At 68.5% G+C, this 20,265-nt stretch carries 14 protein-coding genes, 2 tRNA genes and 1 pseudogene; 7 read left to right on the forward strand and 10 right to left on the reverse strand.

Features of this window, described 5'->3' with window-relative positions; all coding sequences use genetic code 11:
- Positions 1-65: 65 nt before the first annotated feature.
- The gene (locus tag ACFVYE_RS23655; protein ID WP_383971454.1) at positions 66-1,598 is read right to left on the reverse strand and encodes an MFS transporter; all 1,533 of its coding nucleotides are present in this window, start codon (positions 1,596-1,598) and stop codon (positions 66-68) included.
- Positions 1,599-1,784: 186 nt separating this feature from the next.
- Complete coding sequence (locus ACFVYE_RS23660; RefSeq protein WP_383971456.1) at positions 1,785-2,447, reverse strand: TetR/AcrR family transcriptional regulator; 663 nt, start codon at positions 2,445-2,447, stop codon at positions 1,785-1,787.
- A gap of 311 nt (positions 2,448-2,758) precedes the next feature.
- On the opposite strand from ACFVYE_RS23660, the gene ACFVYE_RS23665 reads away from it, so the two are divergent.
- The gene (locus ACFVYE_RS23665; RefSeq protein WP_389607270.1) at positions 2,759-4,036 is read left to right on the forward strand and encodes a M6 family metalloprotease domain-containing protein; all 1,278 of its coding nucleotides are present in this window, start codon (positions 2,759-2,761) and stop codon (positions 4,034-4,036) included.
- A 78-nt stretch (positions 4,037-4,114) separates the two neighbouring features.
- Here ACFVYE_RS23665 and ACFVYE_RS23670 read toward each other — a convergent pair whose 3' ends face one another.
- On the reverse strand, positions 4,115-5,887 hold the full coding sequence (locus ACFVYE_RS23670; RefSeq protein WP_383971461.1) for a class I adenylate-forming enzyme family protein: 1,773 nt from the start codon (positions 5,885-5,887) through the stop codon (positions 4,115-4,117).
- Between the two features lie 117 nt (positions 5,888-6,004).
- Positions 6,005-6,877 carry a M23 family metallopeptidase gene (locus ACFVYE_RS23675; protein ID WP_389607272.1) on the reverse strand — a complete coding sequence of 291 codons (873 nt, stop codon included), beginning with the start codon at positions 6,875-6,877 and terminating at the stop codon, positions 6,005-6,007.
- A 365-nt stretch (positions 6,878-7,242) separates the two neighbouring features.
- Here ACFVYE_RS23675 and ACFVYE_RS23680 point away from each other — a divergent pair.
- A tRNA-Arg gene (locus ACFVYE_RS23680) sits at positions 7,243-7,315 on the forward strand.
- An 81-nt stretch (positions 7,316-7,396) separates the two neighbouring features.
- On the opposite strand, the gene ACFVYE_RS23685 is transcribed toward ACFVYE_RS23680, so the two are convergent.
- Positions 7,397-7,777 (reverse strand): tyrosine-type recombinase/integrase, encoded by a 381-nt coding sequence (locus ACFVYE_RS23685; protein WP_383971467.1) that lies wholly within the window; start codon positions 7,775-7,777, stop codon positions 7,397-7,399.
- 191 nt (positions 7,778-7,968) lie between these two features.
- Here ACFVYE_RS23685 and ACFVYE_RS23690 point away from each other — a divergent pair, with 191 nt between their 5' ends.
- On the forward strand, positions 7,969-8,175 hold the full coding sequence (locus tag ACFVYE_RS23690) for a hypothetical protein (RefSeq protein ID WP_093895140.1): 207 nt from the start codon (positions 7,969-7,971) through the stop codon (positions 8,173-8,175).
- Positions 8,176-8,200: 25 nt separating this feature from the next.
- Here ACFVYE_RS23690 and ACFVYE_RS23695 read toward each other — a convergent pair.
- From ACFVYE_RS23695 to ACFVYE_RS23710, 4 genes and pseudogenes are all read right to left on the reverse strand, one after another.
- Positions 8,201-8,275: transfer RNA gene (locus ACFVYE_RS23695), tRNA-Trp, on the reverse strand.
- Positions 8,276-8,528: 253 nt separating this feature from the next.
- Positions 8,529-8,924, reverse strand: coding sequence for a DUF6281 family protein (locus ACFVYE_RS23700; RefSeq protein WP_383971509.1), 396 nt, complete (start codon positions 8,922-8,924; stop codon positions 8,529-8,531).
- A 519-nt stretch (positions 8,925-9,443) separates the two neighbouring features.
- Positions 9,444-9,878: pseudogene (locus tag ACFVYE_RS23705) on the reverse strand (tyrosine-type recombinase/integrase); the annotation flags it as partial.
- 683 nt (positions 9,879-10,561) lie between these two features.
- Entirely contained in the window at positions 10,562-10,702 is a 141-nt protein-coding gene (locus tag ACFVYE_RS23710; protein ID WP_164986265.1) for a hypothetical protein, read from the reverse strand.
- A gap of 549 nt (positions 10,703-11,251) precedes the next feature.
- Here ACFVYE_RS23710 and ACFVYE_RS23715 point away from each other — a divergent pair.
- Both ACFVYE_RS23715 and ACFVYE_RS23720 read left to right on the forward strand, forming a co-directional pair.
- On the forward strand, positions 11,252-11,818 hold the full coding sequence (locus ACFVYE_RS23715) for a Uma2 family endonuclease (protein ID WP_389607275.1): 567 nt from the start codon (positions 11,252-11,254) through the stop codon (positions 11,816-11,818).
- Positions 11,819-12,394: 576 nt separating this feature from the next.
- Complete coding sequence (locus ACFVYE_RS23720; protein ID WP_389607277.1) at positions 12,395-15,535, forward strand: FG-GAP-like repeat-containing protein; 3,141 nt, start codon at positions 12,395-12,397, stop codon at positions 15,533-15,535.
- 169 nt (positions 15,536-15,704) lie between these two features.
- Here the strand turns inward: ACFVYE_RS23720 and ACFVYE_RS23725 are convergent, their stop codons facing one another.
- The gene (locus ACFVYE_RS23725) at positions 15,705-16,166 is read right to left on the reverse strand and encodes a hypothetical protein (protein ID WP_383970667.1); all 462 of its coding nucleotides are present in this window, start codon (positions 16,164-16,166) and stop codon (positions 15,705-15,707) included.
- Between the two features lie 817 nt (positions 16,167-16,983).
- Here ACFVYE_RS23725 and ACFVYE_RS23730 point away from each other — a divergent pair.
- Positions 16,984-18,354 carry a chaplin gene (locus ACFVYE_RS23730; RefSeq protein ID WP_389607364.1) on the forward strand — a complete coding sequence of 457 codons (1,371 nt, stop codon included), beginning with the start codon at positions 16,984-16,986 and terminating at the stop codon, positions 18,352-18,354.
- Between the two features lie 279 nt (positions 18,355-18,633).
- Entirely contained in the window at positions 18,634-20,244 is a 1,611-nt protein-coding gene (locus ACFVYE_RS23735; RefSeq protein WP_389607279.1) for a serine/threonine-protein kinase, read from the forward strand.
- Positions 20,245-20,265: the final 21 nt, after the last annotated feature.

Raw genomic sequence — 20,265 nt, forward strand, 5'->3', positions numbered from 1 at the left:
CAGAACCGGGGCAGAGCCGCGTTCACATCGCTTCACGTCACGCGACCCGCGTCAGCGTTCGGTCCTCAGTGGGCGACGACCGGGACCTTGAACTCGTCCTCGACACCGTCGGCGTCGCCCGAACCGGAGGTTCCGGTCGCCGCGGTCATCGAGGGGCGCCCGGCGTTGATGAAGGTCACCGCGATCGCGGAGGCCACCACCAGGATGCCGACGGCCCACCAGATGGCACCGGTGAAGCCGTGCACCATCGACTGGAGCTTCAGCAGCTCCGGGTCGGTGGCGCCGAGTGCGGCGTGCGAGGTGGCGTACGCCGTCGCGGCCGACGCGGCAATGGTGTTCAGCAGCGCCGTACCGATCGCGCCGCCCACCTGCTGCGAGGTGTTGACCATCGCGGAGGCGACACCCGAGTCCCTCGGCTCGACACCGTGCGTGGCCAGCGACATGGCCGGCATGAACGCCGTACCCATGCCCAGCCCCAGCAGGAGCTGTGCGGGCAGGATGAGCATGGTGTAGGAGGAGCCGATCTCCAGCTGCGTCAGCAGCAGCATGCCGACGGCAGCGGTCAGGAAGCCGGGGCCCATGAGCTTGCGCGCCGGAACCCGGGTCATCAGCCGGGCACCGATCTGCGTCGATCCGGTGATCATGCCCGCGATCATCGGGAGGAAGGCGAAGCCCGTCCTGATCGGCGAGTAGCCCTTCACGACCTGCAGGTAGTAGGTAAGGAAGAGGAACAGCCCGAACATCGCGATGATGGCCAGACCCAGCGAGAGGTAGACGCCACCACGGTTGCGGTCCAGCAGGACACGCAGCGGCAGCAGCGGCGACTTGACCCGGGCCTCGGTCAGGACGAATGCCAGGAGCAGCACACCGGACGCGACGAACATGCCGATGGTCAGCGCGTCCGACCAGCCGGCGGACTCGGCGCGGGTGAATCCGTACACCAGAGAGACCAGACCCAGCGCGGACAGGACGACGCCCGGGATGTCGAGCGACGAGCGGTTACGGCTGCCGGCCGGCTCACGGATCACGAAGTACGCGCCCGCGGCCGCGACGACCGCGAACGGAATGTTGACGAAGAACGTCCAGCGCCAGTTCAGCGCCTGGGTGAGGAAGCCGCCGAGGATCAGGCCGACGGCGCCACCACCACCGGCGATCGCACCGTAGATGCCGAACGCCTTGGCGCGCTCCTTGGCATCGGTGAACATCACGGCGAGCAGCGACAGGGCCGCAGGGGCGAGCAGCGCGCCGAAGACACCCTGGAGCGCGCGCGAACCGAAGAGCATGCCCTGGTTCTGCGCCGCACCACCGAGCGCGGAGGCCAGTGCGAAGCCGATCAGACCGACGACAAAGGTCCGCTTACGGCCCCAGAGGTCGGCGATCCGGCCCCCGAAGAGCAGCAGGCCGCCGAAGGCGAGGGCATAGGCCGTGATGACCCACTGCTTGTTGGCATCGGAAATGCCCAGGGCCGTCTGGGCGTGCGGCAGCGCGATGTTCACGATCGTGGCATCGAGCACGACCATCAGCTGCGCAAGGGCGATGAACGCCAGCGCTTTCCAGCGACTGGGGTCCGGAAGTCGTATATCAGCTGTTTTTGACATGGAGGTATCCACCTAAGGACGCGCGTGCGCGCGAAGTCGTGAACCGAGAGGTCGGTGAACGGGCAGTCGGTCGAGGACGGTCGGCGAGAGGACCGTCGGCAAAAAAGAGCGCGGTGAAAGGGAAGAGATGGTCAACGTGTGGCGGGCGCGCCACCGGGCACCCGGCTCAGGGGCCCGGTGCGGGTGTCATGGCCGGCGCCGCAGATCCTCCAAGGTCGCAGCCCTTCCTGGCAGTTGGGACCGGGCCGGAGCCTCCAGCCCGTCCAGGAACAGTTGTAGATGGCGGTGGGTGAACCGGTCGATGTCCAGGCAGCCGGTGCCGGGCAGTGGCCGGGTGAGCTGGGAGAGGGCGACCAGCACATCACCGACGGCGATGTCGGTGCGCAGGCGCCCCGCGGACATGGCGCGCGCCACGAGCCCTTCGACGGCCTCTTCGAGGCGCCGACGCTCGGCGAGCAATTCGGGATGGTCCTTGTCGAAGCCGCCGGACAGCATCGGACACAGCGCCCCGATCCGCTCGTCGGCCGCCGCGTGCACAAAGCGGCTGAGCGCGGCGAAGGGATCGGCCTCTTCGGCCGTCGCCTCCTCGGCACGGTCGGTGGTGCGGGAGGTGACCGCGAGCACGACCTCGTGCGTCAGCGCGGCCCGGTCGGGGAAGTTCCGGTAGAGCGTGGCATTGCCGACGCCGGCGCGGCGGGCCACCTCGTCGAGCGGCACATCCGGCCCGAACTCGACGAACATCTCGCGCGCGGCCGTCACGATCCGCTCCCGGTTGCGCAGCGCGTCGGCCCGCGGACGGGTCGTCCGGGGCTGCACTGCTCCCGCGGCGGTGCGAGTGACGGTATCCACGACGGCTGCCCCTACCTTCCGGCTCTTCCAGCCCTCATTACGACGCCGTTGGTCATTGCGACGCTCTTCGTTCTTCATGGCGCCCCCTTCCCGTAACCGGGGACTACCTCCCCGCTTTCACGGGGACACAGGTTCAAACGGGGAAAGGATCCCCGGTTATTTCCCACCACAATGTGAGCTGAGCCACACCTCCAGGACGGGAAAACCAACCGATCGGCGCACCCAACGAGCGGTGCCGCACCACCCGTCACAGGCTGATCCGCAGAGGGCAGTCGGGGTCGGCCGGCTGCCGCGGACCCCGAGGCGCCTATATGCAGAAGACCCGCCACCGGATACGCAGGCACCGTCACCCGATCGCTCTCGGCTCGGCAACAGCCCTGGTCATTGCCGCAACGGCCACGGCCAGCAGCAATCTCCCGATACCCGGCCGGGCCTCGGCCGGCCCGGCGCCCACGGCCCGTTCGGCGGGGATCGCCCCGTGCCGGATACCGGTGACCATGGGCGTACAGATGTCGGAAGGCATACCGACTCCGGCGGGCTACGCTCGCTCCACGGGCAGGATTCACGCCCTCAACCTGATGATCGACTTCCCGGACGCGCCGGGCCCCGAGCCGGCGATGGACCGGTACGCCGAATTCTTCCCGCAGACCGCCGAGTGGTTCCGGACCGGTTCGTACGGGCGACTCACCTACATCCCCGACGCTCCCGTGAAGTCCTGGCTACGGATGCCACTGCCGTTCTCGGAGTACGGGATAGACCGCGGATCACCGTACGAGCCGGGCTACCACCACCTCGCCGAGGACATAGTCGCCGCAGCCGACCCGAAGGTCGACTTCAGTACGTACGACCTGGTCAACATCCTGGTCACCCCGAACGCCGGGCCATCCGCCCTGGACACCGTCCTGTCCGTGACGTTCTCCGGCAATGACGACGCCCCGCGCGCGGACGGCGTCCCGCTCACCAACGCGTCCTTCATCTACAGCCGCCAGGACGACGGCTCCGGGTCGTACGCACAGACCGGATACCGCGTCCTGCCGCACGAGAACGGCCATATCTTCGGCCTTCCCGACCTCTACACCCTGGAGGGCGGCGGCTCGGTAGGGCACTGGGACATCATGTCCGAGGACTGGGGGGTCAATAACGATCTGCTGGGCTGGCACAAGTGGAAGCTCGGCTGGCTGGACAACAAGCAGATCAGCTGCGCCTCCAAGCCCGGCACCAGCGACCACGTCCTGCAGCCGCTGGCCACCAAGGGCGGCACGAAGCTGGCGTTCATACCGCTGAGCAGTGAGTCCGGCTACGCGGTGGAGGTACGGACCCGGGCAGGCAACGACCAGGCGGTCTGCCGGCCCGGCGTGCTGATCTACAAGGTGAGCTCGGACATCGACACCGGTCAGGGACCGGTGTCCGTGACGGACAGCACCAAGGACAGCAGCGGCTGCACCCGGCTGCCGAATGTGCACGCCGAGCTCTCCGACGCCCCCTACGAGCCGGGCGAGACCTTCAGCGACCGGGCCAGCGGGATACGCATTTCCGTGATCGACAAGAACGACAAGGGGGACTACCGCGTCCGGATCACTCGCCCCTGACCACAGTGATCACTCGCCCCGACCGCCCGTGATCACTCCCTCCCGTCCACCGGCGTCCACTCATCCGACCGCCCGCGATCACTCGCCCCCGGCCGCCCGCCGCACCTCCGCCTCGACAGGGCCGCGCAACTCCCGCTTGAGGATCTTCCCGGTCGGATTCCGGGGCAGCGGTTCATCGCGTACGAGCACATGGGCCGGGACCTTGAACGCGGCCAGACTCCGCCCGACGTGCGCCCGCAGCTCCTCGACCGTGACCGTGGCACCGGCCCGCAGCCGGACGACGGCGGCGACCTCCTCGCCCAGGACCGGGTGCGCCACCCCCAGCACCGCCGCGTCCTCGACGTCCGGGTGGTCGTGCAACACCGCCTCGACCTCCACGCAGTACACGTTCTCCCCGCCGCGGATCACCATGTCCTTGATCCGGTCGACGACACTGACCCGCCCCGCGTGCACGACCGCGAGATCACCGGTCCGGAACCAGCCGTCGGTGAACGCCTGCTCGGTCGCCGCCTCGTCCCGCCAGTAGCCACGGACCAGGGACTGGCCGCGCAGCCACAGCTCACCGACCTCGCCCTCGGGCAGTGCCTCGTCGGCAGGACCGGCGATCCGCACCTCGGTGGTGGGCGTCGGACGGCCGACACTGCCGGGGTGGAGCCGGTATTCGGCGCCGAAGTTCGCCAGGACACCACCGCTGGTCTCGGTCAGGCCATAGCCGTTGCGGGGCTCGATCCGGTCGCCGTGGCGGGCGGTCAGCTGCGCGACGAGGTCGGGCGGGGCGGCGGCCCCGCCGGTGTTCAGCATCTGGAGGCTTTCCAGGCCGTCGCCCGCGTGCTCGGCCGCGGCAAGCAACTGGAGCGCGGTCGCCGGGACGCCCGCGTAGTGCGTGACGCGGTGCTCACGGATCAGCCGCAGCGCCTCCTCGGCATCCCACTTGCGCATCAGGACGAGCGTGCCGCCCGCCGCCATCGCCGCGTAGAAGCCGGTGAACGCGGCGACATGGAAGAACGGGAACGTCAGCAGCGACACCGGGGCGGGCCCCTGCCCCGGGATGATCCCGCGCCCGAGCATGGAGGCGGCCGCGTGGTACCGCGGGTTGAGTGCGGCCCCCACCTGGGCGAGATGCGTGGCGACCGCGCCTTTGGGCCGGCCGGTGGTGCCGGAGGTGTAGATGATCGTCGCGTCGTCCTCGGGCCGGATCTCGACCTCGGGGGGCGCGGCGAGCGGATCGGGCGCGGGCAGGTCCTCGTACCGCTCGACGCCGTCCGGAACCGCCCCCTCCTCGTGGAAGACGACCACGCGCGCCCCGTTCTTCGCCGCCCACCCGGCAACCCTGGGCAGACGCTCGCCGTCCACCAGGAGCACCCTCGGCCCGGAGTCGTCCAGCGCGTACGTGAACTCGTCCTCGGTCCACCAGGCATTGAGCGGTACGGCAACCAGACCGGCCAGCTGCGCGGCCCAGAAGGCGATCTGCCACTCAGGGTGGTTACGCATCGCGACGACGGCCCGGTCACCCCGGCGGAGCCCGTACGCCCCGGTCATCCGGCACGCCAGCGCGGACGCGGCGGCGAAGAACTCGGCGTAGGAGTAGCTGCGCTCCCCCGCGATCAGGAACGGCCGGTCCCCGAAGGCCCAGGTGGCCTCCACGAACTCACGGAGTGTCCTGGGCCCGTCCGCGTACACGAGCGAGCCCGCATGCACCCCGTCCTCCACCCGCACCACGGCGAACGGGGCTCCCGGACCGGTGAGCGCGGCTTCGACACGAGCGACAGTCTCCGCGGCGGCGGCCTCTGCGGCGGCCGATGCCTGGGCGTCCGGGTCGGGGGCGGCAGGAGTCGGGTCGGTGTGCGGCACGAACGACCTCTCTAAGCGCTTGCTCAGTACATTCGCGACGGTATGCCCGCCCCCGCCCCTCGTCAAGAGACCCTCCGGCCCCCGTCTCACCCTGACCGGGAACCCGCCCGAGGAGGTTCAAACGGAATCATCCGGACGAGGCGCGAAGGCGCCATGAGACTGCACCCGAACGACATGGGCGAAGTCCTCGGGCACTCCGGTCCGCTCCATCCCGTCGTCATCGCGATAGCGCCATTCGAACGGCAGGCCGTGCGCGGTCATGACATCGGAGCCGTCCATGAGCTGGAAGTGCAGATGCGGCTCGGAGGAGTTTCCGGAGTTTCCGCACTCGGCGATCTCCTGACCGCCCGTCACCCGGTCGCCCACAGCCACCCGGAGGGAGCCGCGCCGCAGATGGGCGCAGCCCGCGTACACGCCGTTCCCGAGGTCCAGCAGGATGTAGTTCCCCAAGAGATGGCAGGGCCATCCCAGGCTGCGAATGAATCCCTCCACAAAGAGGTAGGCGAAGCCGGGCAGGGACGTCCGGGACAGATGGTCGCGCTGCCTGCCCGCGGTCGCCACGACGACCCCGTCGCCCGGTGCCAGCACCGGCATACCGAAGGCGGGATAGAGCCGGGGACGCCGCCCGAACGGCCAGAGCCGGCGGAACGGCGGCGCCGCCGGTGAGTCCGCTTCACCCTGGGGCGGGTCGTACTTCAGGTCGACGGCATATGTCTGCGCGTGGCTGTGCACATGGCTGGGAACCTTCGTGCCGGGACCATTGAGCACCATCCAGCGGCCGGCCGCGGGCACCTGAACCGGCACCGGCACCGGCACTCGCCCCCGGGGCGGACGCTGGCTGCGCGCCAGGGTCCAGCGCATGAGCCCACCGACGGCGAGCAGCGCGACGCCGGTGTACCAGAGGGGGCCCAGGCCCTGCTTGTTCACCAGGATGCACAGCACCCCGGCACCGAAGATCAGGCCGTGCCGCTTCCACAGTCCTGACAGCAATGCACACCCCGCTCGTAAGCCGCTTGCGGCACCTCAGTTGACGACGCGTCCGGCCACGCAGGTGCGCGCCGCGCTCACGGCGATTTCACCGACGCCGTCGACCTCAACTGCTGGTACACCTCTGCCCACTTTACCTTCCATTGACTATCGCTTTGCAGTCACCGGACATTCTTCGCCAGAGGAAGGGACCCCTCGAAAGGTCAGGAGTCGAATCCCCACCCCCCAGTACGGGCCGCACCCACCCGCTACACTGTTCGCGGCGGCCCGGGCCTCACCGGCTGGACCACCACAACCCTGTCAGCAGCCCATCTGAAGCCCACCGCCCACCCGGGCCGGGTTCCAGACACGTTGTCCGACAGATCCCCGCCTTCGTAGCTCAGGGGATAGAGCACCGCTCTCCTAAAGCGGGTGTCGCAGGTTCGAATCCTGCCGGGGGCACAGTGCTAAGGGCCAGTTCAGAGGCTTGATCCTCTCGAACTGGCCCTTTTGCATGATCACGGCCGTGCCATGCGTGTGCCACTACGTCCCGGCGTCACCCTGCTGCTTGCGGATCATCGCCCCCAGCCGGTCAGCGATCGCACGGTCCCGGTCGGCCGTCATGTGCTGATAGATCAGCGCGGCACGGGCGGTGCTGTGTCCCATGCGCGTCATCAGCTCACGCGTGCTCGCCGTCGCCGCGACGAGATTGTTCCCCGTGTGGCGCAGATCGTGGAAGTGGACGTTGGCAGCGATGCCCGCGTCCCTGCGCGCCTTGATCCAGTCGTCCCGGAAGTTGCTGCGCCGCAGCTGTCCGCCCTGGGGGCCGAGGAAGACGTGGCCATCGCGGCCGGCACCCGCGTAGCGCTCCAGGTGCTCGACGACGTCGGTCAGGATCTCGTCCGGGAAGGCAACAGGGCGCACGCCGGCCGCAGAAAGGCAGAGCCGAGCAGTCGCGGCCCAGGGCGTCAAGGTCGTTCGTACAGTGGCGCGCTCCACCTTGACGCCCTGAACCACGCCCGCTCCACGGTGTGTGGGCCGAAGGCGGACGGGATGGGAGCTGGGGTGAGTGGTGGGTTGGGATGGGTGGTGAAGGCCCGCTGCAGCGTGACCGCATGGATGAACCCAGGATCAAGGTGTACGGCTCAGCGACCGAGATCACCGTTGCGGCGAATGCCGCAGGATTGCGCGACTTGGCTGAGCGACTCATGGGGCTCGCAGATCCCGAACTCAGGGACGGGTACCACGAGCATCTTGAGGGCGGCATCAATCTCGAAGAGGGCTCGGTCAGCCTGATCCTGGCCCGAGACGAAGCGCTGTAGAGCCACGCCGGATACGGCGAGAGGGCAGAACCGGCCGGATTCGAACCGGCGTCCTCGCGATTTTGGAGACCGCGCGCGACGACCTCTGCGCTACAGCTCCACCCTGTCCGCCATCCTAAGGACTCCCGCTGCTGCCGAGGTGGTATCCGTGCCCTTGCCGTGCCCGTTCGGCCGGGAACTGACGGGGAACCACGGATACCGACGGACAGCGCGCAGACGAACGGCCCCCGACCGATTCACCTGGTCAGGGTGCGTTCAACTGCGGTGGGTGTGGGATTTGAACCCACGGTGACATCGCTGCCACGACGGTTTTCAAGATCGTTGTTCAGTTACCACGAGCCCCGTACTTCGCATCAGGAGCCGTCGATCAGTTCCTCTACCTCGGGCGGGAGTTCTGAGCCGGAGTAGGAGGCGAAGAACGTGGCTTCCTCAGGTGTGTCCCCGATGGCGATGGCGACCTTCGGAGAGATGCCGTCCACCTCGTAGGCGGTCCCCGTCGTGGCCGGCTCCTCGTCCTTGTCCTGGCCGCCGGTGTCTTCGCAGGGTCGTTTGGTTGCGACGCCGAGCTTCTTCCCGACTGTGAAGTCCACGTTCGCCACGTCCCGATACAATCGGCCCTCGTGCGTGAACAGGTTGACGCAGGAAGCCGATTCCTCCCCGCCGCTACTGCTGTCGGCCGTGCACGCGGCTGCCGACAGCGCCATGGCCGCCGCCAGTAGCCCGCCCGCGAATCGCCCGGTCCAGTTCATGCGTGTCCCCCTCAGTAGATCTTCGCGCCAAGTAGACGTCGGCAACCCGGGACAGGTTCCCCTGCCGCGCCACCGCCCCGTTTCGGACCAAAACGTGATCTTGCAGCCTGGGCCTGAGCGGCAGAGAGGGCGATCTAGCATCCGCAGTTGACGTCAACGACATTGGACCGCTGCAGCGTTGAGCGGCTTTCAACGGCGCTGCTGCCCGTGGTGCGAGCAGGTGCGATGGCAGCCCGGGCGAACTTAGGGTCGGGTCGGGTCGTGCCACAACCGTGCCAGGTCGAGCGGGGAGCCACGGGGAGCCGGGGTGGCCGGCGGCGTGGTGGGCTTGGGTTCATCGTCGACAGCGAGCCGCAGGTCAGAGCCGGGGTCACCTGACCACTCTCCTTAAAGCGGGTGTCGCAGGTTCGAATCCTGCCGGGGGAACACAGGTCAGAGGGGCACCTCCGGATTTCCGGAGGTGCCCCTTCTGCTTTGACATCCACCATTGACATCAACGGCGACGGTCACTGACGACCGGGGACGCCTCCTCAGCAGCCGGTCCATGTGGCTCATGGCCTCGCGCTGTGTGTCCTGCACGACGTGCGTGTACACGTCCATGGTGATGCTCATCTGGGAGTGCCCGAGGATCTCCATCACGATGCGGGGCGCGACTCCGGGCGCCGTGAGGAGCGTCGCCGTGCCGTGCCGGGCGTCGTGCAGCCGGATGATACGGAGGCCAGCGGACTGGGCGATGCGAGTGAAGGAGCGGTAGACGTTGCGCGGCCCGACCGGGCGGCCGGTGCGGGTGGTGAGGACATAGACGGACTCCTGCCACTTCTCCCCCGCCTTCGCGCGGGCAGTCGCCTGCCGCATGCGGTGCCAGCGGAGGAGCGCGATGCAGGGAGCAGGCAGCGGGACGGCATGGTGACGGCGGCTCTTCGGGTCGTCGTCGTAGAGGACGCCACGGCGGCGAATGGAGCGACCGCCATGCCCGACGGAGAGATCGCCCTGGAGCTCGCCGAACTCGAAGTCGGGCTCGCGCGGATCGACGGCCAACTCGCGCTCCTGGTCCGGCGTTCCAGCCAGATCGACAAGGCCATCGAGGAAATCGCCGATGCCCGCACCTGCGTCGATCTCCTTCTGGACGAGGTGACCGAGCTCCGCGCCCGACTCGCCCGCGCGCAAACTCCTCGGCGCCGCACCTGGGGTGACCGGCTTCGCCTCAGGAACCGTGCGGACACGGGATGTCCACAACGACACCCGCTCCTCACTGTCCGCGCGGGGCATGGCAGGCGCCAACAAGAACGGCCGGATTGGGACGGTTGCGAGGGCGTCACAAATCGGGCCTGTTGGTCAGCTGACATCATGTTTCATCCAAGAAGACACAGGACCGCGAGGGCGACCCAGAGTCACGTCCGGGCCGCCCTTCGGCCGTCGCTCACGAATCCTCTGTCTCGTCGGCATCCAGAATCTCGAGCGCGCGCGGCACATCATCGCAGTCCCGCCAGCCGACTGGACGAGGGTCACTGAAGGCAGATGGCACGTCTACGTCCTCCCAAGTCGTCGTAGGCGTCCTTGCCTGGCAAGGTGAGTTAGGGCGGCCAGGGTTCATCTCTCTCCTCCAACTGTCGCGGCGGGCTTCTGACAGAGCTGGTTCACACCTTGAGATACAGAGCGAGCGCCACCCACACGGCCACGGCCAGCGTCATCGCCGGAATGAGCGAGGGGTGCGACACGGCGATGATTCCGGCAACCACAGCGCCCAGCGCAGCAATCGCAGTGCGTTCGGCCTTCATGTACTTCCTCCATCAAATCGGTACGGCACCCGCCACTGGGGCCAAGGACGACGTTGGAGGACCGAGGGGTTAGCGGCGCAACCCCGGCCACCGGGGCTGCGGTTCACCGTTCTCCGAAGCGACTGACGAAGTGAACCCCCGCCGCGAAGGCCGAGCGATGCTCACGGAATCGTGAGCCCGGGCCCCACACCCGCGGCGTTCACAGAGGTGGCGACGGCGTGCGGTACAAGCCGGGCGGCGGCCTCGGCGACCGCCCGATCCGTCGCGGGCAGCAGACGCGTACCGAACGGGACAACGTCCCCGCCGCACCGTATCCTCGCCGGCGGTACCGCGGCGGCTGCCGCACTGGGTCAGTGGTGCCGCTGGCCTGTTCCGGTCCCCTGGTGACGAGGCCACCGTGCCGGTTCCTCACTCTCGCCGTGGGCGCGCTGGTCGGATGGCGGCCGACGCGGAGGGTGCGTGAGCGGGATAGGCGTGCCGGGCGGAGGGCAGACAGTACGCTGAATCCAGCGGGATCGGGCCCGCAGCGCAGTGTCCGGGAGGTGCTACATGACGGCCGAGATGGTTGCCCCGGCGTGGATGCATGAACAGATCACGGCGGAGGAGTACGAGTCCTGGTCCGAGGAGCAGTGCGCCGGTATCGAGATCGTGGACGGGATGGTCGTCGTGAGTCCGAGTGCCTCCAAGCGGCACAACCGGCTGGCCCGGATTGTGGCGAACGCCCTGGATGCCGCCGCGGGCCCGGAGTGGAACGCCGACACGGACTTCGACGTCCGACTTCAGGACGTCCCGCTCACCAATCGGCGACCGGACGTTGTCGTGTACCGCGCAGAAACGATCGACGTCACTCCCACCCGCCCTGAGCACGTGCTGCTGGTCGCGGAGGTGGTCTCGCCAGGCTCGGAGACCACCGACCGGATCGTGAAGGTCGACCAGTACGCCAAGGCCGGCATCGGCTTCTACTGGAGGATCGAGCAGGCCGCGACAGGCGTTCCTCTCGTGTACACCTACGTACTCGACCCCGCGACGAAGACCTACCGGGACGGAGACGTGTTCACCGGCGTCCTCAAGGCAGCGGCCCCCGTCCCGGTGGAGATCGACCTCGGCCAGATCTGACCCACGCGTTGCTCAGCAGCCGGCAGCGCATGAGCAATGCGTGAGCGGACAGCCCGGTACAGGGCGGCATGAACCGGAATCGAGTGGCTCGCCGTGCGGTTCTGACCAGGGGAAACAGCATCGCGCAGCAGCGCCGGGCACTACCCGGTAAGGACTCGACCCCACTCCTGAAGCGGGTGTCGCAGGTTCGAATCCTGCCGGGGGCACCAGGCGAAAGGTCCCGGACCGATCACGGTCCGGGGCCGTTGCCTTCGTCCACTGCGCGTTCGACGAGCACCCTGCCTCGACATCCTTGGCAAGTCCGCGCCGCCGGCGGGTACCTCCGACGCGGGTCCGGCAAGTGGCCCGACGCGGACGGACTGCGGTCAGCCTTTGAACAGGTTCGAAACTGGGTGTCGTGTGGTGATCCCTCCTGGTACCGTCGCCCTCGCGCGCGGGGACGAGCGGCGGTTCCATGGGCGCCCCCCTGCGTCGCTCACCTTGGGGAGGGGCTCTTTCGTGATTCGTCCGCTGAACAGACGGGCCACGCGCCAGCAGCGCGCGCTCGGCCGTATCGCTCTCACCGTCACACTTACCATGACCGCCGGAATAGGCACCGCTGCGGGGACGGCCGTCGCCGAGACCCGCGACGCGTCCGCCGATCCCGTCGTCATCAGCCCGGGCGCACGCTTCGTGCCCCGCGCCACCATCGTCCTGAACGCCGGCGAGACCGGATTCCTCACCGCCCAGGAAGGTGACGACCGCCTCCGCTGGATCGACTACGCCACCGGTGTGACGACCATCCTCGATCACCGGCTGCCCGAGCCGCTCGCCTACGACGTGGACGAGTTCCGCTTCGCCAAGTATCCGTCGGACTTCGGTCATGGCTCCGACACCGTCGCCCTCTACGCGGAGTCCCCGACCCCGCGCGTGACGCTCCAGCAGCGGGCCGACGGCGGATCGTCGACCACGGTCCCGATCCCGGAGGGCCAGACGTACGTCGCGACCTACGGCGACACCGTCATCACCCGGACCGGTGACGAGAAGGCCGTGACGGATCTGCACCTCCTGCACCTGGAGGACGGCGAGGTGCGGGACCGGAAGCTGGAGGGCCTGCCGGAGGGGTGGACGCTTTCCATCAGCGAGGGCGACGCCCGGTCCGTCGCTGTCCGCGGCATCAAGTGGGAGGACAGCACAATGTCCCAGGGGTGGTGGGTCGTCGACCTCGCCACCGGGAGCGTGAAGGCGCTCTCCACGCGGGGAGAGCGCGTCTCCTTCGACCGGGACACCGTCTTCCACCTCGGCGCCCCGTCCAACGACGCCGCCCAGGTGTACCGCCGTGACGACCTGGACGCGGAGCCGACCACCGTCGACCTGCGGGACGTGGCCTCGTACAACGACGTCGTACGGCGCCTCGGCGACGACTTCGTCACCGTGACCCCGCCCAACCCCGGCGACAGCGAGTACCGGGGCAACCACCTCGTCCTGCGCGACGCCACGGGGAGCTGGAAGTCCCTGCTGGCCGTCGCCTCCCCCTCGGTGCACCGCACGCCCGACGGCTCGCTCCTGGTGGCCGGCGCGGAGGAGAACACCACCTACGGCGCACTCGACTGGGGGTACTACCTCTTCACCCCCGCCGCGGACGGCACCGTCACCCGCAAGCGCCTGGCGGACATAGAGAACCGGGAGGCCAAGCCGGCCGGCATCTCGCTGGGCAGCGGCATCCTCACCACGGCCGACGACTCGCAGCACTACAACCCTGCCACCACCATCGGCGGCTACCGGAGCACCTGGCTGACGACCTCCGGCCGTCCGGAGGAGCTGAACTCGACCGTCGACGGCACCGTGTCCGGCCGGGACGACGACGGCTGCAGTCCCACCTACGGCACCTACTGCGTGTCCATGTTCGCGAGCGGCGACGGGCATCACGGCCGCAAGGCCGCGACCGAGCAGGACGTCACCATGCTCTACCAAAACGGCGCCGCCCCGTGGGGCCCGAGGGTGACCTCCGGACTCAGCAGCCCGCAACTCGTCGACCTCTCGGGCCGGTTCGGTGTGGTGAACCAGGCGTCAGGCGGTAAGCAGGCGGTCCTCCACTTCAAGGACGCCGACACCGGGAAGGTGCTCCTGAACCGGGAGCCGGTCGCGGCCTCCGTCTGGGGCAACACGCTGTGGAGCGCCCTCGGCCGGTGGGACGACACCGGCTCGGGCGTGCAGACCCGGGTGGAAGCGAAGAACCTCTCGACGGATGCCGTCGGTGAGTCCTTCGACGCGGGCTGTGTCCCCAGTGATCTCCAGGCCGTGGGCCGTTGGGTGTACTGGCGGTGCAGCAACTACTGGCACGACTTCAAGGGCGCCGGCGTCTACGACCGGCAGGCCAAGCGTTCCCTGAAGCTCGGGTCCGACGAGACGCTCCTCGGCGACGGCTACCTGGTCCGCCGCTCGGACGCGGCCGGCCTCACCCTCGTCGACCTGCACAACGGACTCCCGGTCAGCGACAAGGAGGCCGACCTGCCCCAGCGGGTGGTCGCCACCGCCGCCGAGCTCGGTGACCGGACCGGGCGGCGTTCCGGGTGGACCGTCGACCGCTTCGGCGGTCACGTCGCCTACACGGGCGCGGATCGCCGAGTGCGGATCGTCCCGTCCGGCGTTCCGGCCTCCCAGATCGCCGCCATCGACGCCGACACGCCCGCCGCGGACATCAAGGCCGGTGCGTGGAAGCCGCGTTGGTGGCTTTCGAAGCCGGCGGGGTCGTGGGCGCTGACGCTGAAGAACAAGGCGACCGGGGAGACCGTACGGACGCTCTCCGGCAAAGAGGCCCGGGGGCTGGTCGCGCCGTCGTGGGACGGCAAGGACGCGGCCGGGAAGTACGTCCCGAACGGGGCCTACACCTGGACCCTTACCGCGAAGCCCGCCGACGGTGTCCAGGCGGACCTTTCCGTCCTCGGGACGGTGCCGGTGACCGGCGGTGCCGTCGTGCGCCGCGACTATGTCGGCGACGACGGCTACCCGGACCTCTACGCCCGCGGCACCGACGGCTCCCTGCTCATCTACCAGGGCAACGCCTCCGGCAGGGTATCGGCGAAGGCCGACGGCGGCACCTGGCCCACCACCTCCACCCTCGTCCCCTTCGGCGACCTCCAAGGCGACGGCACCAACGACACCCTGGTCACCGACAAGGACGGCTTCCTGTACCGCTACTCCCCCGAGCGCGGCAAGGTCGTCACCCCGGACGCCCCGCACACGAAGATCGGCAGCGGCTGGAAGGCCTTCGACGGCCTGACCTACTCGGGCGACCTCACCGCCGACGGCATCCCGGACCTGGTGGCCCGGCAGACCGCGACCGGTGACCTGTACCTGTACGCGGGCACCAGTACGGGCGGCTTCACCCGCACCGGCCGGATCGGCACCGGCTGGAAGAACCTGACCATCGTCGGCGCGGGGGACCTCAACGGCGACAAGCACGCCGACCTCGTCGCCCGCACCACCAACGGCGACCTCTACCGCTACTACGGCACCGGCAAGGGCACCATCTCCTCCGGCACGAAGATCGGCTCCGGCTGGGGCGGCATGGCCGACTTCGTCGGCATCGGCGACCTCACCGCCGACGGAAAGGACGACATCCTCGGCCGCACCACGACCGGTGACCTGTACCGCTATGCCGGCAACGGCACCGGCGGCATCGGCTCCGGCGTCAAGATCGGCACTGGCTGGAAGAACTTCACCAGCGTGCGCTAGGGCACCAAGGTGTAGGGCACGCTGGGCGTACGTCCAGCGTGCCCTACACCTTCTCGTCACTCTGCGGTCTGGTTGCGACCTGCGGCGCTACGCAAGGGCCGCCGCCTGGTCGCCTCTACCATCTGGCCCCTTCCCGTGTGGCCAGGCCGATGTGTCCCTGCAGTACTGGTCAGCCGTGCATCGCGGTGCGGTAGACGTACAGGGCGATCACACCGGCGACGCAGGCGAGGATCACCCATGAACCGAAACTGGTGTGTTTCCCACTGCCTTTGGGCCGCGCGGCCTTCCCGGACCGCTTGGACCGCCCGGGCGCTGCCTGTCCTGGCGCGACCGGCGCCACATCGGCTGCCGCCTCGGCGAGCAGGCGACGGCAGGTCGCGGCGAGCACGCCTGTACCGGCGGAGAGGGGCACCAGGGCCTCCGAACGCGCCGGAGCGGTGGTGCCGCCGTCCAGGATGCGCCCCGCGCGTACGAGGACCACGTCCCGGCCGCCCGCCGGAGCAAGGCTGACCCACCGCCGTACATGCTCACCCCGGATGACCACGCCCCCGGACCGCTCCCGGTACACGGTGTGTTCCCGCCACAATATCTCCGCCAACTCCACGGCAGTGTCCCTCAGTTGCGCGCTCACAGCGACTCCCCCTCCACCCCGCGGCAAATCGAACAAGCATCGCACTCTAGCGGCAGGCGCAGAGCGGGGGTCCAGCAGTGCCCCCAGCGGCCGTACCCGCCCCCGGGCATGGATCCAGTACTACGGGGATACATCAGCCTGGCCACACGGGAAGGGGCCAGAAGGCGGCGGCCTTGCACATCGCCGCAGGCCGCAACCAGATGCGTCCCTGCGGTACCAGCCAGTTCGACCGACTACCGCGGGTGTGGTGGCGGGCGGGATGAAGGAGTCACCGACGGGAGCGGTCGGCCAACCTCCGGCCAGGAAGTGCGCATGCGAGTCTTGCCGGACCTGTATGCCCAGGTCAAAGGCTCGTAGCGGCGATACGCGGACCGGTCTTGAAAACCGTCGCGATCCCAGCGCGGTAGAACTTTCCCCACTTCATCAAGGCCCGCGCACGGCGCGGGCGCGCAGGCGGGCGAAGGCCAGGGAAAACCTGCTGCTGCTGGGGCCGGTCGGTTCCACGGATTTGGCGACCTACCCGTTCCGCGACCTCAATGCGAATGTGCAGGCTCAATGCGAATGCGCAGGCCATTTCTCAAATAATCAACCTTTTGAGTATGCAGCGCATATCTGAGCATCATTGAATAAAACTTCGATATACACTCGCAGGTTTAAATCAGGCTCGACCAGCGCGGTGAAAGACGCAATCACCAACCTGGCCGGTCACTTTTCTTTCGGGGCGCGTGCTTGAATGCGGTCGGCCTATTTTTCGCGATGCATAGCAAATTGTCCGGGCCGCTTCATATATGCCCATGTTCACTGTTGCTTGCACGTCGTGACAACTGGAAAAGAGGTGGCGACAATTTCTGCAGTGAAACTTTCCTGGTGCACGCGCACTGCATCGGTGTCCCTGGTGGCACTTGCGATCGCGAGTACTCTTCCTGCCGCTCAAACCCAAGCCCAAGCCCAAGCTCCGGCTGCGTCGGCAGGGGTGAGCGCCCTTCATGCACCTGGCACTCCAGGGGTCCCACAGGCCCCGGTTGCGGTGTTCGTCGAAGACTTCGAAAACGCAGGCGAGACTCCGGTCTTCCTGGAGGACTACGTCGGCGCTCCACCGCTCGACGAGACGTACACGGCCGACCCATCGTGGCTTGACCACGGACAGTGCAACGGCATCATCCTCGATCAGACCGGTGCTGATCAGCCTGACTGCCCGGCAGTATTGAAGGACATGGCCAATGCGCTGGGACAGGTGGGCGGAACGAATCCGCCGACCAACCACGTGGTCGCGGCCTACACCAACTGGGTGTCACCTGGAGCCGACCAGGTGGAATTCCGGACCGAGCAGCCGATCCCGATCACGAAGCCGAACCGCTACATCACCTTCGCAGTGGACGCAGCCGCCGTGAATTGCGACCAAGTGACCCCTCTGCTGAAGTTCTATCTGACCGGCAACGGGTCAGACACCCCTACCTTCACCACCCCCATCAATCCCTGCACCGACCCCAACTCCAAGCCCTACCCCGGAGGTAGCGGGGTGATGGCCGGGACGTTCGCCAGCAACAGAGCTGTACTGCTCAACGACAGCCAGTTGGGCATCAAGATGGTCAACGGGCAAGGCGAGTGGTACGGCAATGACCACGCCTTCGACAACATTCGGATCCTGGATGCGACTCCGCAGCTGGACAAGGCATTCAGTCCTGCCACCATCGACGAGGGCGGCACCTCGACGCTCACCATGACGGTGACCAACACCAGTGAACTGGCGGCGAAGAACGACTTCAGCTTCACCGACAGCCTGCCCGACGGCGTGAATGTGGCCTCGGACGCGAACGCGTCGACGACCTGCGGCGACGGCACCGTCACCGCTGAGCCGGGCGGCTCGTCGGTGGCTCTGGACGGCGGCGACCTGGCCGTCGGCACGGAGTCCTGCACGGTCACGGTGAATGTCACCGCCGACGAAGCGGGAACCTACGTCAACGGCCCTGAAACGGTCACCACGGTCGGCCTGAACCTCCCCGACCCCACGACCCTGACCGTCAACGCGAAGGACTCAGCCGTGGGGACCGCGACGGGCTCGCCCGGTCTGCTGTCCGGCAACGTCGTCCAGGCACCGGTCAGCATCCCGGTCAACGCGTGCGGCAACACCGTGAACGTCATCGGAGTGCTCAACCCGGCAGCGGGCAACGCCTGCGTCAACAGCTAGCCGGCCAGATCGCTCACCGAGCCGGAACCCGGCGGTTCCCTGCGGATACGGGCAGTGCTCAGCGGTCCTTGCACCGGCACACCCGCTCCAGCAGGGCCGCCGGGTACAGCCATGAAGGCACCGACGCAGCGACCGGCGGACGCGAAGCCGAGGTGCAGCCAGCACAAGAAGCGTGCGGGTCACGACAATGACGCCCCATTAAGCTGCCGCTGTTGATCAGCTCATCGGATCAGGGGATCAGGGGATCAGGGGATCAGGGCATCAGGGGGACGAGGACCGATGAACAACGCGACTGAGGTGTTCCAGCCACTGCAGGCGGACGATCCGCCCCTGGTGGCCGGCTACCGCCTCGCCGCCCGGCTCGGCGCGGGAGGCATGGGTCGGGTCTATCTGTCGCACACGCAAGGTGGCCGACCGGTGGCGATCAAGGTGGTACGGCCGGAGTTGGCCGACGACCCGGCCTTCCGGCAGCGGTTCCGCCGGGAGATAAAGGCAGCCCAGCGGGTCAGAGGCGCGTACACTGCCGAGCTGATCAACGCCGACGCGGACGGCGTACCGCCCTGGCTGGCCACGCTGTACGTGCCCGGGCCCTCCCTGGCAGAGGCCATCGCCCGGCGCGGACCACTGCCGGTGCCGGCGGTGCTGTGGTTGATGGCGGGGGTGGCCGAGGCGCTGCAGGCCATCCATGGTGCGGGAATCGTGCACCGGGACCTGAAACCGTCGAACGTACTGTTGGCCGCCGACGGGCCGCGGGTGATCGACTTCGGCATCTCGCTGGCCTCTGGCGTCACCTCGCACACAGCCACGGGCGACGCCATCGGCACACCCCAGTTCATGGCTCCCGAGCAGGCGTCCGCGGATGAAGTCACGGCGGCGACCGATGTCTTCGCGCTCGGCCAGACAGCGGCCTTCGCGGCGATGGGTGAGCCGCTGTACGGGGACGGCCCCCCGGCCAGCGTGCTGTACCGGATCGTGCACTCGAAACCTGACCTGTCCCTTCTGCCCGCGCAGCTCCGTCCGATCATCGCCCGGTGTCTCGCCGCCGACCCGGAGGAGCGGGCCACCCCGGCCGAGGTCGTCGAGTGGTGCCGACAGCAACTGGGCCGGGACGCCGACGCAGGCGCGGGGCCGGCTGTCTGGCGGGAGGTCACAGGGCCGGAGGTGATGGTTCCGTCTCCGGTCCCCGATCCCACCCCGGTGCACACGCTGCCGTTGCTCGCGCTGCCGCAGCCGACGGGGCCGGACGAGCGGCGGGCCCGCCGGCGACACACCACGCTGGTCACGGCCACCGTGACGGCGGGTGCACTGCTGCTGACGGGTTTGGCGTGGACGGGCATGGACGCGGCGGACCGGCTCCGCCACCGGGACGCGGCCACATCCTCGACGCCCGGTCCGGTGGCGTCCGCACGGTCGTCGGCGTCCCCATCGGCATCCGCGCCGACCTCAGGAAACGCTGGTGGCCGGACACCGGGGTCGTCGCGCCCCTCCTCGACCGCGCCCAAGCCGCCGCAAGCCGTCGCGTACCCCCTCCTGTGGCTGGACGAGAAGAACTCGCTGAGCATCAAGGAGCCGGTCGAGCGCAAGGACCGCAAGGGGGACATCCGCCTCGTCTGCAAGAAGATCAGCTGTTCGCTGGAGAGCGATACCAGCGTGATCAGCATGCCGGACAGCAAACCGGGCGCCTCCCTCGATTCGTGCCGCCTCTACCTCACCGGCGCCGACAGCCACCGCCTCACGCTGACCGTGGCGGCGGCCGGCAGCGAGATCTGTATCAAGCACCCCTCCGGAGACATCGCACTGCTCGTGATCCAGGTGAAGTCGACCGCGATGCCGATGAGCGGGGTCAGCTTCGTGATGGCGGACATGACGGTCTGGCGGGCGGCCCGGTAGTCCAGTTGCAGTTCGCGATCT

It is taken from the genome of Streptomyces sp. NPDC058239 (genome assembly GCF_042882185.1).
In the GTDB taxonomy this organism is placed as follows: domain Bacteria; phylum Actinomycetota; class Actinomycetes; order Streptomycetales; family Streptomycetaceae; genus Streptomyces.

What these genes read in the sequence shown, in the direction of transcription:
- ACFVYE_RS23715 (WP_389607275.1), top strand. Translation starts at nt 11,252, where the DNA reads ATGACGGCCGAGATGGTTGCCCCGGCGTGGATGCATGAACAGATCACG.
- ACFVYE_RS23710 (WP_164986265.1), bottom strand. Translation starts at nt 10,702, where the DNA reads ATGAAGGCCGAACGCACTGCGATTGCTGCGCTGGGCGCTGTGGTTGCC.
- ACFVYE_RS23690 (WP_093895140.1), top strand. Translation starts at nt 7,969, where the DNA reads ATGGATGAACCCAGGATCAAGGTGTACGGCTCAGCGACCGAGATCACC.
- ACFVYE_RS23700 (WP_383971509.1), bottom strand. Translation starts at nt 8,924, where the DNA reads ATGAACTGGACCGGGCGATTCGCGGGCGGGCTACTGGCGGCGGCCATG.
- ACFVYE_RS23735 (WP_389607279.1), top strand. Translation starts at nt 18,634, where the DNA reads ATGAACAACGCGACTGAGGTGTTCCAGCCACTGCAGGCGGACGATCCG.
- ACFVYE_RS23665 (WP_389607270.1), top strand. Translation starts at nt 2,759, where the DNA reads ATGCAGAAGACCCGCCACCGGATACGCAGGCACCGTCACCCGATCGCT.
- ACFVYE_RS23655 (WP_383971454.1), bottom strand. Translation starts at nt 1,598, where the DNA reads ATGTCAAAAACAGCTGATATACGACTTCCGGACCCCAGTCGCTGGAAA.
- ACFVYE_RS23720 (WP_389607277.1), top strand. Translation starts at nt 12,395, where the DNA reads ATGACCGCCGGAATAGGCACCGCTGCGGGGACGGCCGTCGCCGAGACC.